At 73.7% G+C, this 14,554-nt stretch carries 15 protein-coding genes; 7 read left to right on the plus strand and 8 right to left on the minus strand.

The genetic code is table 11. The annotated features are described in order from the left end of the window. Window positions 1–229 precede the first annotated feature (229 nt). Genes ACFV4G_RS30915 through ACFV4G_RS30925 form a run of 3 tightly spaced genes read right to left on the minus strand, consistent with a single transcriptional unit; the run spans window position 230 to window position 2,265 of the window. Complete coding sequence (locus ACFV4G_RS30915; protein ID WP_380445419.1) at window positions 230–406, minus strand: hypothetical protein; 177 nt, start codon at window positions 404–406, stop codon at window positions 230–232. A 12-nt stretch (window positions 407–418) separates the two neighbouring features. Further along, the gene (locus ACFV4G_RS30920; RefSeq protein WP_380445420.1) at window positions 419–1,234 is read right to left on the minus strand and encodes an ABC transporter permease; all 816 of its coding nucleotides are present in this window, start codon (window positions 1,232–1,234) and stop codon (window positions 419–421) included. Next, the gene (locus tag ACFV4G_RS30925; protein WP_380445421.1) at window positions 1,231–2,265 is read right to left on the minus strand and encodes an ABC transporter ATP-binding protein; all 1,035 of its coding nucleotides are present in this window, start codon (window positions 2,263–2,265) and stop codon (window positions 1,231–1,233) included. Before ACFV4G_RS30925 ends, ACFV4G_RS30920 begins: the two co-directional genes overlap by 4 nt. Before the next feature lie 154 nt (window positions 2,266–2,419). On the opposite strand from ACFV4G_RS30925, the gene helR reads away from it, so the two are divergent. The 3 genes from helR to ACFV4G_RS30940 all read left to right on the plus strand — a co-directional run bounded on the left by helR (window position 2,420) and on the right by ACFV4G_RS30940 (window position 5,776). After that, complete coding sequence (gene helR, locus ACFV4G_RS30930; protein WP_380445422.1) at window positions 2,420–4,630, plus strand: RNA polymerase recycling motor ATPase HelR; 2,211 nt, start codon at window positions 2,420–2,422, stop codon at window positions 4,628–4,630. 173 nt (window positions 4,631–4,803) lie between these two features. Continuing rightward, window positions 4,804–5,469, plus strand: coding sequence for a nitroreductase (locus ACFV4G_RS30935; RefSeq protein WP_380445423.1), 666 nt, complete (start codon window positions 4,804–4,806; stop codon window positions 5,467–5,469). A gap of 49 nt (window positions 5,470–5,518) precedes the next feature. After that, entirely contained in the window at window positions 5,519–5,776 is a 258-nt protein-coding gene (locus tag ACFV4G_RS30940) for a hypothetical protein (protein ID WP_380445435.1), read from the plus strand. 54 nt (window positions 5,777–5,830) lie between these two features. Here the strand turns inward: ACFV4G_RS30940 and ACFV4G_RS30945 are convergent, their stop codons facing one another. Genes ACFV4G_RS30945 through ACFV4G_RS30955 form a run of 3 tightly spaced genes read right to left on the minus strand, consistent with a single transcriptional unit; the run spans window position 5,831 to window position 7,709 of the window. Beyond that, a complete protein-coding gene (locus ACFV4G_RS30945; RefSeq protein WP_380445424.1) occupies window positions 5,831–6,532 on the minus strand; it encodes a TetR/AcrR family transcriptional regulator in 702 nt (233 codons plus the stop codon). A gap of 26 nt (window positions 6,533–6,558) precedes the next feature. Then, on the minus strand, window positions 6,559–7,167 hold the full coding sequence (locus tag ACFV4G_RS30950) for a copper resistance protein CopC (protein ID WP_380445425.1): 609 nt from the start codon (window positions 7,165–7,167) through the stop codon (window positions 6,559–6,561). Beyond that, window positions 7,164–7,709 (minus strand): hypothetical protein, encoded by a 546-nt coding sequence (locus ACFV4G_RS30955; RefSeq protein WP_380445426.1) that lies wholly within the window; start codon window positions 7,707–7,709, stop codon window positions 7,164–7,166. Before ACFV4G_RS30955 ends, ACFV4G_RS30950 begins: the two co-directional genes overlap by 4 nt. 261 nt (window positions 7,710–7,970) lie before the next feature. Here ACFV4G_RS30955 and ACFV4G_RS30960 point away from each other — a divergent pair, with 261 nt between their 5' ends. The 3 genes from ACFV4G_RS30960 (at window position 7,971) to ACFV4G_RS30970 (ending at window position 9,677) form a co-directional block, all read left to right on the plus strand. Beyond that, on the plus strand, window positions 7,971–8,252 hold the full coding sequence (locus ACFV4G_RS30960) for a hypothetical protein (RefSeq protein WP_380445427.1): 282 nt from the start codon (window positions 7,971–7,973) through the stop codon (window positions 8,250–8,252). A gap of 189 nt (window positions 8,253–8,441) precedes the next feature. After that, window positions 8,442–9,239, plus strand: a complete 798-nt coding sequence (locus ACFV4G_RS30965) for a TIGR03084 family metal-binding protein (protein WP_380445428.1) — start codon at window positions 8,442–8,444, stop codon at window positions 9,237–9,239. Between the two features lie 30 nt (window positions 9,240–9,269). Further along, window positions 9,270–9,677 (plus strand): SgcJ/EcaC family oxidoreductase, encoded by a 408-nt coding sequence (locus tag ACFV4G_RS30970; protein WP_380445429.1) that lies wholly within the window; start codon window positions 9,270–9,272, stop codon window positions 9,675–9,677. Between the two features lie 72 nt (window positions 9,678–9,749). Here the strand turns inward: ACFV4G_RS30970 and ACFV4G_RS30975 are convergent, their stop codons facing one another. Then, window positions 9,750–10,307 (minus strand): TetR family transcriptional regulator, encoded by a 558-nt coding sequence (locus ACFV4G_RS30975; RefSeq protein WP_380445430.1) that lies wholly within the window; start codon window positions 10,305–10,307, stop codon window positions 9,750–9,752. A 141-nt stretch (window positions 10,308–10,448) separates the two neighbouring features. On the opposite strand from ACFV4G_RS30975, the gene ACFV4G_RS30980 reads away from it, so the two are divergent. Further along, window positions 10,449–13,226: an AAA family ATPase gene (locus ACFV4G_RS30980; RefSeq protein ID WP_380445436.1), complete on the plus strand. Its 2,778-nt coding sequence runs from the start codon at window positions 10,449–10,451 to the stop codon at window positions 13,224–13,226. 48 nt (window positions 13,227–13,274) lie between these two features. Here ACFV4G_RS30980 and ACFV4G_RS30985 read toward each other — a convergent pair. Next, a partial coding sequence (locus ACFV4G_RS30985; protein ID WP_380445431.1) for an RNA polymerase sigma factor occupies window positions 13,275–14,554 on the minus strand: 1,280 nt, incomplete at its 5' end.

Raw genomic sequence — 14,554 nt, forward strand, 5'->3', positions numbered from 1 at the left:
CACCCCCCCGGCGCGCCACACACAAACCCAGCTCGCCCAAGACCGCCCCCCCATCCCCCCCCCCCGCCCCCCCCCCCCGCCGCCCCCCCCCCCGGCGGGCCGTCGGCAGGCTGCCGGCGGAGCGTCAGCAGACGCGGGTGGTCTTCCAGGAGTTGTGCCACGTCAGAGCGAGTTAGTGGGCATTGCGATAACGGCCGCCGTCGCGGTTCGCGGTGACGTACGGCGACAGCTATGGCACCTGGACGGTCGCGCCGCACTCGGGGCAGCGGAACGGGTGGCGTTCGGCGAGGGTGCGGCGGATCCAGTTGACGACCCACGGGAAGGTGATCCTGGGTAGGTCCCTGGTGGCCTCCACCGTTCCGTGGGTGGGGCAACGGCCCCTCCGCGTCTGGGTTTCGGTCGGCATGGGCGGTACTCCTCACGTGCCGCGCGGCAGCCAGCTGAAGCGGCGTAGTGCCACCACGAGGCCGGCGGCTCCCCATGCGGCGACGATCAGCAGGTCGGTGCCGGCGAAGCCCGCGCCCGTGGTGTGGGGGTTGTAGGCGGTGAGCAGCGCCTCGACGAGGTGGTGGACGGGGAAGACGTCGCCGACGACGGTCAGCCAGTGGGGGAGGATCGAGGTCGCGATGAAGACGCCGGAGATGAAGTACAGCGGCAGCATGATGGCCTGGGTGATGGGCTGGGCGGCGTCCTCGTTGCGGATGACGGACGTCAGCGCGTAGCCGAGGCAGCAGAACGAGACGGTGCCGACGATGACGGCCACCGCGAGGGCGGGCGCGGTGCGGGCGGGCACGTGGGCGCCGTACGCGGCCCAGCCGATGACCAGTAGCAGGACGGTGATGCCGATCGACACGACGATGGCGGTGAGCGTCCGGCCGGCGATGACGGCGGCGGCCGGGACGGGGGTGGCGCGGCGGCGTTTGAGGACGCCGGACTCGCGCTGGGCGGTCACCGAGATGACCAGGTTGACGAAGGACGCGGCGATGATCCCGAGCGTGATGATGCCCGGGACGTAGTAGACCGAGGTGTCGATGGTGCCGCCGGAGACCTTGACGGTGTTGTTCTGGCGGCCGAACACCGAGGCGAAGATGATCAGGAAGAGCACCGGGAGCGCGAGCGTGAAGAACCGCGACTGCGGGTTGCGGAGGAACGCGCGCAGGTCGTACGGGAATTGGTGCAGGGCGAGGCGTAAGACGTCGCGCGCCGAGCTGCGGGTGTGGGCGGCGGTCATCATGCGGCCTCCGTATGCCGTGGCGCATCCGGGGCGTCCGGGGGTTCGACGGGCGGCGCGTCCGTCCCGGGTTCGGTGAGCGCCAGGTAGACGTCTTCGAGGCTCGGGCGGCGGACCTCCAGGTCGGGCAGGTCGTGGCCGTCGGCCTCGGCCCAGGCGATCAGCGGTCCGAGGACGGCGAGCGGACGGGTGGAGCGCAACACCATGTGGTCGGAGCCGCCGGTGCCGTCCGCGTGGGCGGTCACGGCGTCGTGCACGGCGCCGTGCACGACGGCGTCCCGCACGGCGCCCGGCAGCGCGGCCGCGGAGGCCCCCTGCGGCAGGGTGAAGGTGATCTCGGCGGCGGCCCGCTGGCGCCCGCCGAGGGTGCCGGGCGGGCCCGCGGCGACGATCCGGCCCTCGGAGATCACCATGACGTGGTCGGCGAGGTGCTCGGCCTCGTCCATGAAGTGGGTGGTGAGGAAGACGGTCACGCCCAGTGAGCGGAGGCCGGCGATCATGTCCCAGGCGGCGCGCCGGGCGGAGGGGTCGAAGCCGGTGGTGGGTTCGTCCAGGAACAGGAGTTCGGGATCGCCGATGAGCGAGAGTGCCACGTCGAGGCGGCGTCGCTGGCCGCCGGAGAGGCGGGTGGCGGTGGCCTCGGCCTGGCCGGCGAGGCCGACCAGCTCCATCGTCTCGTCGATGCCGCGCGGTGACGGGTAGTAGCCGGCGTAGAGCCGGAGGCACTCGGCGACGGTGAGGTCCCGCTCGGGGCGCGACTCCTGGAGGACGACGCCGATCCTGGCCCGCCACGGCGGCCCGGCGTGCGCCGGGTCCTCGCCGAGGACGGTCACCTCGCCGGCGGTGCGGCGGCGGTAGCCTTCGAGGATCTCGACGGTCGTGGTCTTCCCGGCGCCGTTCGGGCCGAGGAACGCGAACACCTCGCCGCGTCGGACCTCCAGATCGATGCCGCGCACGGCTTCGAAGGAGTCGTAGCGCATGCGGAGGCCGGAGACGGTGATGACGGGATCGCCGGTGCCGGTCGAAGTACCCATGCTCAACCAAAGCGGTTACGGGCAGGCGGGCACGAACACCCACCTCTTGCCACTCTCAACGTATAGCGCAAGGGGGGCCTTGCGGCAAGGCCCCCCTCCTCCCGCAGACTTACCGCCTCAACGCCGAGAACTGCGGAAACGGGAGATTCACGAAGTGCGTGCGCGTTTGTCCTCCACCGATGCCACCTACCCCCTTGCCACCGGCGTTTTCGACCTTCCCGAGCGTCTCGCCGCCAAGGCCGACCCGGCCCTGATCGCCCGCGACGAGGCGCACTTCGCCGCCATCGCGGACAGCCTGGAGCAGACGATCGCCGAACTGTCCGAGGGCCTCGAAGAGGTGCGCCGCGCGCCCGGCGGCCTCGGTCGGGGCGCGCTGGACCGGGACACCGAGGTGCACCGGCTCACCGGCCGGCTCCGCGCCCTGCGCCGCTTCGGCGCGGACCTGTGCCTCGGGCACGTCGTCGGCGCCGACGACGGCGAGCCCGTGTACATCGGGCGCCTCGGCCTGACCGACAGCACCGGCCGCCGCCTGCTGCTCGACTGGCGCGCCCCGGCCGCCGAGCCGTTCTTCGCCGCCACCCACGCCAACCCGATGGGCCTGGCCAGCCGCCGCCGCTACCGCTGGACGCGCGGGCGGATCGCCGACTACTGGGACGAGGTGTTCACCGCGGACGGCCTCGAAGGGCGCGCCGCGCTCGACGACCAGTCCGCGTTCATCGCGAGCCTCGGCAGCAACCGTTCGGAGCGCATGCGCGACGTGCTCGCCACCATCCAGGCCGACCAGGACGCCATCATCCGCGCCGGCTCGCGCGGTGCCCTCGTCGTCGACGGCGGCCCGGGCACCGGCAAGACCGTCGTCGCCCTGCACCGCTCCGCCTACCTGCTGTACTCGGACCCGCGCCTCGGGCACCGGCGCGGCGGCGTGCTGTTCGTCGGCCCGCACCAGCCGTACCTGGCGTACGTCTCCGACGTGCTCCCCAGCCTCGGGGAGGAGGGCGTGCGGACGTGCACCCTGCGCGACCTCGTGCCCGAGGGCGCCTCGGCCGGGACCGAGCCGGACCCGGAGGTCGCCCGCCTCAAGTCCTCGGCGGACCTGGTCAAGGCCGTCGAGAAGGCCGTCGCCATCTACGAGGAGCCGCCCGCCGAGGGCATGACCGTCGAGACCTACTGGGACGACCTCTGGCTGAGCGCCGCGGACTGGGCCGAGGCCTTCGCGGCGCCCGAGCCCGGCACCCCGCACAACGAGGCGCGCGAGCAGATCTGGGAGGAACTCGTGACGATCCTCCTCGACAAGATGGATGCCACGGAGGACGACGACGAGGGCGACGGCGGCTTCTCCCCGGCGATGTTCCGCCGCTCGCTGCGCCAGAACAAGGACCTGGTCACCACCCTCAACCGGGCGTGGCCCATGCTCGACGCCACCGACCTCGTCGGCGACCTCTGGACGGTCCCCGCCTACCTGCGCCTCTGCGCGCCCTGGCTCGCCCCGGAGGACGTCAGGAAGCTCCAGCGTGCCGACGCCCAGGCCTGGACGGTCTCCGACCTCCCGCTCCTCGACGCCGCCCGCCGGCGCCTCGGCGATCGCGAGGCCGCCGGCCGCCGGCGCCGTCACGAGGCCGCGCTCGCCGCCGAACGCGCGCGCATGGCCGACGTCATCGACCACATCCTCGAAGCCGACGAGGACGGCGAGGGCGCCGTCACCATGCTGCGCGGGCAGGACCTGCGCGACAGCCTCGTCGACGTCGACGCCGCCGGGCCCGTCGCCGACCCGGAGCCCTACGCCGGCCCGTTCGCCCACATCGTCGTCGACGAGGCGCAGGAACTCACCGACGCCGAGTGGCAGATGCTGCTCCTGCGCTGCCCGTCCCGCAGCTTCACCATCGTCGGCGACCGCGCCCAGGCCCGGCACGGCTTCACCGAGCCGTGGCGCGAGCGGCTGGAGCGCGCCGGGCTCGACCGGATCGAGGTGGCCTCGCTCGGCGTCAACTACCGGACGCCGGAGGAGGTCATGGCCGAGGCCGAGCCGGTGATCCGGGCGGTGCTGCCGGACGCCAACGTGCCGACGTCCATCCGCAGCAGCGGGATTCCCGTCACGCACGGGGGAGTCGGGGAGCTGGAGTCCGTCCTGGACGGCTGGCTGGCCGAGCACGCCGAGGGCGTCGCGTGCGTCATCGGGGATCCCTCGTTCGAGGAGCGGCCGCGGGTCCGGTCGTTGACGCCGGAGCTGTCGAAGGGGCTGGAGTTCGACCTGGTCGTCCTCGTCGACCCGGAGGCCTTCGGGGACGGGATCGAGGGCGCCGTCGACCGCTACGTCGCGATGACGCGGGCCACGCAGCGGCTGGTGGTGCTCACGAGCCGCCCCTAACCGGCAGAAGCGGCTCCGGCTGCTCCTGCTGAGCATCCGTCAAGTCACCTCTGTCTCCGACAGTCCTATCAACGACTGGACTGATCGTCGGGACGTCTCCCAACCCCCGGCGTGCTCGGTACCGACCGCTGAATACGGTGGAGGGGCTTGGTTGAACGAGAGGACGCGAAGACGTGGATGTGTATGAGGCCGTGGACAGCCGCCGGGCCGTGCGGGCGTTCAGCGATGAGCCCGTGCCCAAGGAGGTACTCGAACGAGTGCTGACCGCAGCGACGCGGGCTCCGTCCAGCGGGAACCTCCAGCCGTGGCATCTGTACGTCGTGACCGGTGAACCCTTGGCGGAACTCAAGCGGGCCGCTACAGCGAGGGCACTGGTGGGGGACCCCGGCGACGAGCGTGAGTACCCGATGTACCCGGAGGGGCTGGCCTCGCCGTATCTGGACCGCTTTGCTGCTGCCGCCGCCCAGCGGTACGAATCGCTGGGGATCGAGCGCGACGACCCGGACCGGCCCAGGAAGATCGCCACCTTGAACTCGGAGGCGTTCGGGGCGCCGGCTGTCCTGTTCTGCTACCTCGACCGGACGATGGGGCCCGGACAGTGGGCTGACGCGGGGATGTACCTGCAGACGGTCATGCTGTTGTTGAGGGCCGAGGGGCTGCACAGCTGCCCCCAAGTGATGTGGACGGTGTACCGGGAGACTGTCGGCCAGGCAGTCGGAGCCGATGACGGACTCGTGCTGTTCTGCGGCGTCTCAGTGGGGTTCGAGAAGGAGGGCGTGCCGCAACTGCGCACCGGGCGGGCGGACATGACGGAAACGGTGAGCTTCATCGGAGTGTGACCGCTGGACGGCCGAGATCGACAGGACAGGCCCTGAGGGTTTGCTGGTGATGTACCTGTTCACCTCCGCCTTGGACTCGGAGGTGGTCGGCTGGTCGCGGTACGACGGCACCGGCCGCACCTCCCCGACCACGGGAGACGGCGCGGAGCCGCCCTACGGCACCGGACTCGATGCGCTCAAGGACGGCTGGCGGCTGATCCAGGCCGCCCAACTCGTCCCGCCCTACCCGGGCCACGAGTACGACGTCTCCTTCCTCAAGCACGAGTTCTTCTTCGAGCGGATCGAGAAGCTCCAAACCGGCCTGTGAACCGCTCCGGGGCCGCTCCGGGTCGGCTCCGGGGAGTCGCGCCCAGCCGGGGTCCTAGCTGCTGAGGTCGGCCGGATCGACCGTGGACCGGGTGTCGTCGTGCGCCGCGACCTCGGTCGGCATCCGCAGCAGCGCGGAGGCCATCGAGGCCGCGGCGTCCGACGGGCTGTCGCCGACGCCGACCATCAGCGCCGTCAGCTGGGCGAGCAGACAGCTCTCGGCGTTCCACGGGGCGAGGAGGTAGCCGCCCAGTTCGAGGGTGACCAGGCCGTGCACGGCGGACCACATCTGGTGGGCGACGAGCCCGGGGTCCGTCGCCCGGAACCGGCCCGCCTCGATGCAGCGGGCGGCGCTCTCCACCACGCCCGTCAGCGTGTAGCGGCCGTGCCGGCGGTCCTCCTCGCCGACCGAGAACCCGCCCAGCAGCGCCCCGCCGAACATCACCCCGTACAGGTGCGGGTTGTCGAGCGCGTTGCAGCGGTAGGCGAAGCCGAGGACGGCGAGGTCGGCGACCGGGTCCGCCGTGCGGTGGACCCGGTCGAAGTGCCGCTGCAGCCGGGCGAACCCCTCGTGGACGGTCGCGCGCACCAGGCCGTTCATCCCGCCGAAGTGCGTGTAGAGGGCCATCGTCGAACTCCCCGCCTCGGCGGCGATCCGCCGGGCCGACAGTGCCTTCGGACCCTCCTCGGTGAGGAGCCGGGCGGCGATGTCGAGCAGGGCCGGACGGGCGGCGGGATCGCGGCGGCGGGGGCTCATCGGTGTGTGGTCTCCAGGGGTCGTCCTCAGGGGCCTGAGGTGGGGTCCGGGCGGGCGCGGCGGCGCACCCGGGGCCGGCGGATCATCAGCAGGACGGCGGCCGGCAGCAGGACGGCGTCGACGACGAGCAGCGCGGCGTTCCAGACGCCGTCGATGTCGTGCGAGTGGCCGGACGCGGCCCCGGTGTCGCCCTGCGGCCCGGCGGCGGGGGCGCCGACGGAGAAGCCGGCGACGCCCGAGGTCTCCTTGCCCGTGGTGAGGGCGAGCCGGTAGGTGACGACGTAGGCGCCCGGCCGGGAGATCGTGACGGGCGTGACCACGCGCTGCCCGTCCGGCCTCGGCGTGCCGCTGTCGACGGCGGTGCCGTCGGCGGCGGTCACCCGGACGAAGACGGACTTCGTGCGGAGCTCGTCGCTGAACGCCAGCACCACCTCGGCGGGCGGGGCGTCCACGGTGGCGCCGTCGGCGGGCGTCGCCGCGGTGAGCCGGAACGGCTTCGAGGAGCTCAGCCAGGCGACGGCCAGGAGCAGCAGCACCAGGACGGCGAGGCCCGCCGCCATCCGCCGCTGGAACGCACGGGTGGCGGGCGGCTTGCGCGGCTTGGCCGTCTTCCGCAGGGGCTGCGCGAGCGTCATGCGCCCGTCGGGGCCAGCGGCCGGTGCTCGACGGCGTGGCAGCTGCACGTCATCTCGTGCGCCTCCTCCGGGCTGGGCCGCAGGTGGAGGTACATCGCCACGACCATCGGGATGAACACGATCGTGTTGTAGAAGAGGTGCAACTCGACCCGGGGGAAGACGAGTTGGAGGATGCTCGTCGGTGCGGCGCGGCCGAAGAGGAAGTGGCCGGTCTGGGCCTGGAGGAGCAGCAGCAGGTGCTCGATGTGGTGCCAGAACTGGATGCCCAGGGAGATGTTCCACCACGTGCGCGCCCGTCCGACGAAACCGGGACGCAGGACGAACAGTCCGATCAGCATGACGATCGCGTAGCCGTAGTGCAGCCACTCCGAGGTGATCAGCCACGGGTAGAACTCCCCGAGGACCCCCCGGGCCTTCGGAACGGGCCGGCCGAGGCCCCAGATCTGGTAGGCCTGGACGAGGTGTTCCATCCAGTGGCCGATGACGACGATCAGGAACAGGTTGAGCAGGGCCCGGTGGTGCTGGACCACTTTCGTCCTCATGGGTCCTCCCGGTGGGGCGGATGCGTAGGGGCGGGGTTTCCGTCGTGCGGCGGGGCCTGCGCCACGCCGGTAGACCACCTTGCCAAATGCCTGGATTCGCACCCGTCTTCGAGCTTGCGCACTTGGCGCGCGGGGGCTCCCCGGGGGCGTCCGGCAGCACGGCCACCGCTCCGGGGGATTGCGGTACCCGAGCCCGGGCGGACAGCATTCCGTACAGCGGGCACCGCTGCCGGATGCGGGCCCGGAGAAGGGAGAACCGCCATGCGTCGTCGTTTAGTTGGAGCCGTCGTGCTGGCCGCCGCCGGTGCCCTCGCCCTCGCCGTCCCGGCCGAGGCCGCGACCGGCCTCCTGGTGGTGAACGGCATCCCCCACCAGAACCCGCAGCGGGGTTGCTACGCGACCTGGTCGCCGATCTCGATCCAGAACCACACGACGTCCATCGTCCTGGTCCACGCGGCGGCGAACTGTCAGGGCCCGGTGACGGCCGAGGTGGACCCGGGCCAGTCGGCGACGACGTTCGGCGCGAGCTACTTCGTCTTCTGATCAGTCGTCACACATGCTCCACGATGGCGGTCGTGCGGCTGCCGGTGGGCACCGCACGATCGGAGAAGGCGGGGCAACTCGGCGGGGACATACTGAAGTTCGTTGATCGCACGGTCGGTGCGGCGCGGCTCCGGCGGTTCGTCGGATGGCCGGCGCCCCGGTGACGAGACCAGGACGGACGGACACAGGATGGCGGACCCGCAGGACGTGATCGCGGCGCTGGGCGCCGAGGGCGGCGAGATCGACCGACTCGTCGCGGACCTGGACGAGGAGCAGTGGGGGCTGCCGACGCCGGCGCCCGGGTGGACGATCGCCCACCAGGTGGCCCACTTGGCGGCGACCTTCAAGATGGCCGGGACCGCGGCCGCGGCGCCGGACGCGTTCCGGGCGATCGTGTCGCGGATCGGCGGGGACTTCGACGGGGCGGTGCAGACGGCGCTGCTGCCCTACCTGGCGGAGCCGCCGGAGCGGCTGTACGCGCTGTGGCAGGCCGAACGGGCGGCGGCGGAGAAGGCGTTGGCGGAGGTGCCGGCCGGGGAGCTGGTGCCGTGGCTGGTGCGGCCGATCCCGGCCCCGGTGCTGGCGGCGGCCGGGATGATGGAGCTGTTCGGGCACGGGCAGGACATCGCGGACGCGCTCGGCGTGGACCGCCCGCGCACGGACCGGCTCCGGCCGCTGGTCGAATTCGCCGTCCGGGTCTGGGACTTCGGCTACCAGGCGCGGAAGCTGGCGACGCCGGAGAAGGAGTTCCGGTTCGAGATCACGGCGCCCTCCGGCGCGCTCTGGGCGTACGGCCCGGTCGACGCGACGGACCGGGTGAGCGGGCCCGCCGAGGACTTCTGCCTGCTGGTCACCCGCCGCCGCCACCCCGACGACCTGGCGGTGACCGCCACCGGTGCCGACGCGCAGGCGTGGCTGGAGATCGCCCAGGCCTACCGCGGCCCGGCCGGGGCGGGCCGCACCCCCGGGCAGTTCGCCAAGCGGTAGAGCCCCACACCCACGACGAGGAGAACCGATATGCCCGAGCTCACCTCCGACCAGGCCGCCGCCGTCGAGGTCCCGCAGCGCATCGTCGCCGCGTGGGCCGGACACGACCACGACGCCTTCGCCGACCTCTTCACCGAGGACGCCCACCTGATCCTCGCGGGGGACGTCTTCCTGCAGGGCCGCGAGGCCATCCGCACGTTCATGGCCCAGGCCTACGCGGGCCCGTTCAAGGGCACCCGGGTGACCGGCGACCCGCTGGCCGCCAAGTTCCACGGGCCCGACTTCGCCCTCGTCGTCACCCAGGGCGGCGTCCTCGCGCCGGGGGAGACGGAGGTCGCCCGCGAGCGCGCGATCCGTGCGACGTGGATGCTGTCCCGCCAGTCCGGTGGCGAGTGGCGCGTCGCCGGGTACCAGAACACCCCGATCCACGCGGGCTAGCCACACCCGAACAGGACGGTCCGCTGACGGAATGTCGGCGGACCGTCTCGGTGTGCGCGCGGCCCGGAGCCGCTACTCCACCATCGCGGTGGCGATGCGGCGGACCATCTCCCGGCGCTGCTCGCGGCCGGCCAGGTCGATGACCGTGAGCACCTCGGGGTTGGCCGCCGCCCACAGCATCGCGAGGTGGACGAGCAGGGCGAACAGCACCTGCGGCTCGAAGCGGGTCGAGACCAGGCCCCTGGCCTGGGCGTCGGCGATGGCGGCGCTCCTGGCGCGGACCTCGGCGACCCCGAGGTCGTTGAGCGCGTCCCCGTGTTCGAGGCGCTGCCAGGTGATGATCCGGGGCATGTCCGGGTGCTCCTCGTAGAGGTCGCTCAGCCCGGCCGCGAACCCGGGGAGGTCGTCCACGTCGAGGGGCACGCCCACCACGATCAGTTCGACCAGCTCGCTCCAGACGGCGTCGAACAGCCCGGACTTGTTCCCGAAGTAGTGGTAGATCTGCGCCTTGTTGCTCTGCGCGGCCGCGGCGATGCGGTCGACGCGGGCGCCGTGCAGCCCGTACGCGGCGAACTCGGCCCGGCCGGCCGCGATGAGTCTGCGCTTGGTCGCCTCCGCGTCGCGCTCCATGCACCCTACTCCTAACTAACCGGTTACTTGACAGGTCCGCCTCGGCACCAATGTAATCAACTAACCGTCCAGTTGAATACGGCTGCGGGCAACGACCACGGGGGGTTGGGGAGGGAACCGGGCGTGGAACCGGGCATGGTGATGGTCGGTCGGGACGGCGAACGGGCCCGGCTGGCCGCGTTCGTGCGGGCCGGCGACGGGCGGGCGCTGCTGCTCAGGGGCGAGGCGGGCGTCGGCAAGAGCGCGCTGCTCGACCTGGCGGGGCGGCTCGCCGCCGGGGACGGTCAGCTGGTGGTCCGCGCCACCGGGGTCGAGGCGGAGGCCGAACTGCCGTACGCCGGACTGCACCAGCTGCTCTACCCGTTGCTCTCCGACGCCGGGCGGCCGGCCAGCGCAAGGCTGGACGCCGCCGCGCGGGCGGCGCTCGACGCCGCGTTCGGCGGGATGGACGGTCCGCCGCCCTCGGTCATGGCCCTCGGCATCGCCGTGCTCAACCTGCTGTCGGCGGCGGCCTCGCGCAGACCGGTGCTGCTGGTCCTCGACGACGGCCAGTGGCTGGACGACGCCAGCGCCGACGTGTGCGGGTTCGTCGGCCGCCGGCTGAGCGGCAGCCCCGGCGTGAAACTCCTGGTGGCCGTCCGCAGCGACACCGCCTCCCGCTTCGACACGGCCGCGCTGCCCGAGGCGCCCGTCGCCGCGCTCGCCGCCGACGACGCCGCGTGCCTGCTGGCCCGTCACCACCCCGAGCTGGACGCGCGGCTGCGCGGCCTCGTGCTGGACCAGGCCCGCGGCAACCCGCTGGCCCTGCTGGAGCTGCCCGCCCACCTGGCCGCCCGCGCGACGGCCCCCGCCGCCGGTGCGCCGGAGGACCTGCTCGGCCTGCACGCCGTGCCGCTGCCCCGGCGGATCCAGGACGTCTACGCCGCCCGCATCGCGCGCCTCGGCGACTCCGTCCGGGCGGAGCTGCTGACGGGCGCCCTCGACGGCGCGACGGCCAGGGCGGGCGACGGCCCGGCCCCGGGCTACCGCATGCGCGGCGTCGACGAGGCGCTCGGGTGCGGCCTGCTGGTCGTCGAACCGGCCACCGGCGAACCCGCCTTCCGGCACCCCCTCGTCCGGTCGAGCATCGTGCAGCTGTCCACCCCCGACCAGCGCCGCGCCGCCCACCGGGTGCTGGCGCACGTCCACCGGGAGAACGTGGAGCGGTGCGCCACGCACCTGGCCGCGGCCACCGTCGACCCCGACGAGGACGTCGCCGCCGCCCTGGAGACCGCGGCCCGCTCGGCGACCCGGCGCGGCGGCGCGCTCATGGCGGTGTCCTGGCTGACCCGCGCCGCCGAGCTGAGCGAGTACGGCGCCGACCGCTCCCGGCGGCTCGGCGACGCGGCGTTCGTCGCCGGGCAGGCCGACCGGCTCGGCCAGGCCCGCAGCCTCGCCCTCGCCGCGTCGGCCGGCGGGCCGGACGAGAACCCGGCCGCCGTCCTCGCCAACGCCTACCTGGCGCTCTACCAGGACGGAGACGTGCGCTCCACCCACCGTCAGGTCCTGGCCGCGGTGAAGAAGCTGCGCGACGAGACGCCGGGCCGGCCCGACGACGAGGTGCTCCACCGCCTGGTCAGCCTCCTGCTCGCCGTCAGCCAGTACGCCGGCGGCCACGCCGCCTGGGAACGCACCCACGAGGTGCTCGCCTCCCTCGGCGACCTCGCCACCGAGCGCGCCCGGATGTACGGCAGCACCTGGAGCGACGTCGTCCGCCACGGCGCGGGCTGGGCCGGACCGGTCGAACGGGCCGCGGCCGGCCTGGCCGACCAGGACCCCTGGGACGTCACGCGGCTGGCCGTGTCGGCCTACCACCTCGACCTCCTGACGCCGCTGCGCCCCCACCTGGAGCGCGTGGTGGACCGCGAACTGGAGACCGGCGCCACGTCCAGCGGCATCGTCATGCTGCACCTGATCATGCTCGACCAGCTGGCGGTCGGTCACTGGGAGGCGGCCGAGCGCACCGGGCGCCGGGCGCTGGCCCTCGCGGTCGAGCGCGGCCACGGACTGTTCGCCCACCAGACGCGCGCCTACCTGGCCCAGCTGGCCGCCGTGCGCGGTCGGGCGGACGAGGCGCGGGACCTGCAGGCCGCCGTCGACGCGTGGGCCCGACCGCGCGGCGTCGGGTTCCTCACCCAGATCGCCGACTCCGTCGGCGCGACCACCGCGCTGAGCGCCGGCGACTTCGAGACCGCGTTCCTCTACGCGATCGGCATCACGGCCCCCGGGGCGTTCCGGCCCTACGCCTACCAGGCGTCGCGGACCCTGCTCGACCTCGTCGAGGCGGCCCTGCACACCGGGCGCGCCGAGCAGGCCCGCGACCACGCCCTCGCCGCGCGGGACGCCGGACTGCCCGGGATCTCGCCGCGCCTGGCGCTGATCACCTACGGCGCCCTGGCGATGACGGCCGACGACGACGGGGAGGCGGCCGCGATGTACGCGCGCGCCGCCGCCCACCCGGCCGCCGAGCGGTTCCCGTTCGAGCTGGCCCGGATCCGGCTGGCCCACGGGGTCCGGGTGCGCCGCACCCAGGGCGGCGCAGCGGCCCGCGAGTTCCTCGCCCCGGCGGCCGACGCGCTCGACCGGCTCGGCGCCGGCGGCTGGGCCGCGCGGGCGCAGGCCGAACTGCGGGCGGCCGGGGCCGTCCCCCGGACGCCGGCCGTGCCCGCCGCGACGGTGGCGCTCACGTGGCAGGAGCGCCGGGTCGCGGACCTGGCCGCCGGGGGCCTGACGAACAAGGAGATCGGCGAGCAGATGCGGCTGTCACCCCGCACCGTCGGCGCGCACCTCTACCGCGCGTTCCCCAAGCTGGGCATCACGACGAGGGCGGCGCTGCGCGACGCGCTGACCAGGCTGGACGGCCGCCTTGCGACACCGTGACCTCGGCACGCCGACCAGGTTGGACAGCCGCCTCGCCGCACCGTGACGTCAGCCCGTGCCGGCGGCGACCTCCTCGATGCGGCGGGCCAGGTACTTGCGCTCGGTGTCGGTGGTGGCCAGGTCGAGGGCCAGGCGGTAGGCGTGGGCGGCCTCGTCCCAGCGTTCGAGGCGGCGCAGGAGGTCGGCGCGGACGGCCGGCAGCAGGTGGTAGCCGCTGAGTTCGCGGCCGGCGGCGAGCTCGTCGACCAGGGCCAGGCCGGCCGCCGGGCCCTCGGCCATCGCGACGGCCACCGCGCGGTTGAGCTCGACGACGGGGGACGCGGCGAGGCCCGCGAGGCGGGCGTAGAGGTGGGCGATCGCGGACCAGTCGGTGTCCGCCTCGGAGGGGGCGGTCGCGTGGCAGGCGGCGATGGTGGCCTGGAGCTGGTAGTGGCCGACCTCGCCGAGGTCCAGGGCCGACTCCAGCAGGGCGACGCCCTCGTCGATCTCCGCGCGGTGCCAGCGCGAGCGGTCCTGGTCGGCGAGGGGCACGAGCTCGCCGTCGGGGTTCACCCGGGCGTCCCGGCGGGCGTGGTGGAGCAGCATGAGCGCGCCCAGGCCGAGCACCTCGGGCTGGTCGGGCATCAGACGGGCGAGGAGGCGGACGAGCCGGATCGCCTCGCCGCACAGGTCGGGCCGCAGCAGGTCGGCGCCGGTGGAGGCGGCGTAGCCCTCGTTGAAGAGCAGGTAGAGCACGGCGAGGACGCCGGGCAGCCGCTGCGGGAGGAGTTCCTTGCCGGGCACCTGGTAGGGGATGCCGGAGTGGCGGATCTTCTCCTTGCCGCGCACGAGGCGCTTGGCCATGGTCTGTTCGGAGACCAGGCAGGCGCGGGCGATCTCGGCGGTGGTGAGGCCGGCGAGGGTGCGCAGGGTGAGGGCGACGCGGGAGACGAGCGGCAGCGCCGGGTGGCAGCAGGTGAACATGAGCCGCAGGCGGTCGTCGGTGATGTCGTTGGGCTCGGCGGGGGCCCGTTCCTCGTCGTGGCGCAGGTCGACGGCGATCTGCTGGAGCTTGACGGCCTCGACCTTGCGGCGGCGCAGCCGGTCGATGGCGCGGTTGCGCGCGGTGGTGACGATCCAGGCGCCGGGGCGGGCGGGCACGCCGTCCTGCGGCCAGCGGGCGAGCGCCTGGGCGAAGGCCTCCTGGGCGCATTCCTCGGCGAGGTCCCAGTCGCCGGTGGTGCGGATCAGCGTCGGGGGGGGGGCGCGGCCCCGAGCGGGCGCCGGTGGGTGTGAGCGAGGGGGCGAGGGAGATCCATCGCTCGCGCGCGGGCGGGGGGGCGGGAGAC

Origin of the sequence: Kitasatospora sp. NPDC059747 (assembly GCF_042732955.1) — a bacterium.
Taxonomy (GTDB): domain Bacteria; phylum Actinomycetota; class Actinomycetes; order Streptomycetales; family Streptomycetaceae; genus Kitasatospora.

What these genes read in the sequence shown, in the direction of transcription:
- ACFV4G_RS30955 (WP_380445426.1), bottom strand. Translation starts at nt 7,709, where the DNA reads ATGAGGACGAAAGTGGTCCAGCACCACCGGGCCCTGCTCAACCTGTTC.
- ACFV4G_RS30960 (WP_380445427.1), top strand. Translation starts at nt 7,971, where the DNA reads ATGCGTCGTCGTTTAGTTGGAGCCGTCGTGCTGGCCGCCGCCGGTGCC.
- ACFV4G_RS30920 (WP_380445420.1), bottom strand. Translation starts at nt 1,234, where the DNA reads ATGATGACCGCCGCCCACACCCGCAGCTCGGCGCGCGACGTCTTACGC.
- ACFV4G_RS30925 (WP_380445421.1), bottom strand. Translation starts at nt 2,265, where the DNA reads ATGGGTACTTCGACCGGCACCGGCGATCCCGTCATCACCGTCTCCGGC.
- ACFV4G_RS30915 (WP_380445419.1), bottom strand. Translation starts at nt 406, where the DNA reads ATGCCGACCGAAACCCAGACGCGGAGGGGCCGTTGCCCCACCCACGGA.
- ACFV4G_RS30940 (WP_380445435.1), top strand. Translation starts at nt 5,519, where the DNA reads ATGTACCTGTTCACCTCCGCCTTGGACTCGGAGGTGGTCGGCTGGTCG.
- ACFV4G_RS30950 (WP_380445425.1), bottom strand. Translation starts at nt 7,167, where the DNA reads ATGACGCTCGCGCAGCCCCTGCGGAAGACGGCCAAGCCGCGCAAGCCG.
- ACFV4G_RS30980 (WP_380445436.1), top strand. Translation starts at nt 10,449, where the DNA reads ATGGTCGGTCGGGACGGCGAACGGGCCCGGCTGGCCGCGTTCGTGCGG.
- ACFV4G_RS30975 (WP_380445430.1), bottom strand. Translation starts at nt 10,307, where the DNA reads ATGGAGCGCGACGCGGAGGCGACCAAGCGCAGACTCATCGCGGCCGGC.
- ACFV4G_RS30965 (WP_380445428.1), top strand. Translation starts at nt 8,442, where the DNA reads ATGGCGGACCCGCAGGACGTGATCGCGGCGCTGGGCGCCGAGGGCGGC.
- ACFV4G_RS30970 (WP_380445429.1), top strand. Translation starts at nt 9,270, where the DNA reads ATGCCCGAGCTCACCTCCGACCAGGCCGCCGCCGTCGAGGTCCCGCAG.
- ACFV4G_RS30945 (WP_380445424.1), bottom strand. Translation starts at nt 6,532, where the DNA reads ATGAGCCCCCGCCGCCGCGATCCCGCCGCCCGTCCGGCCCTGCTCGAC.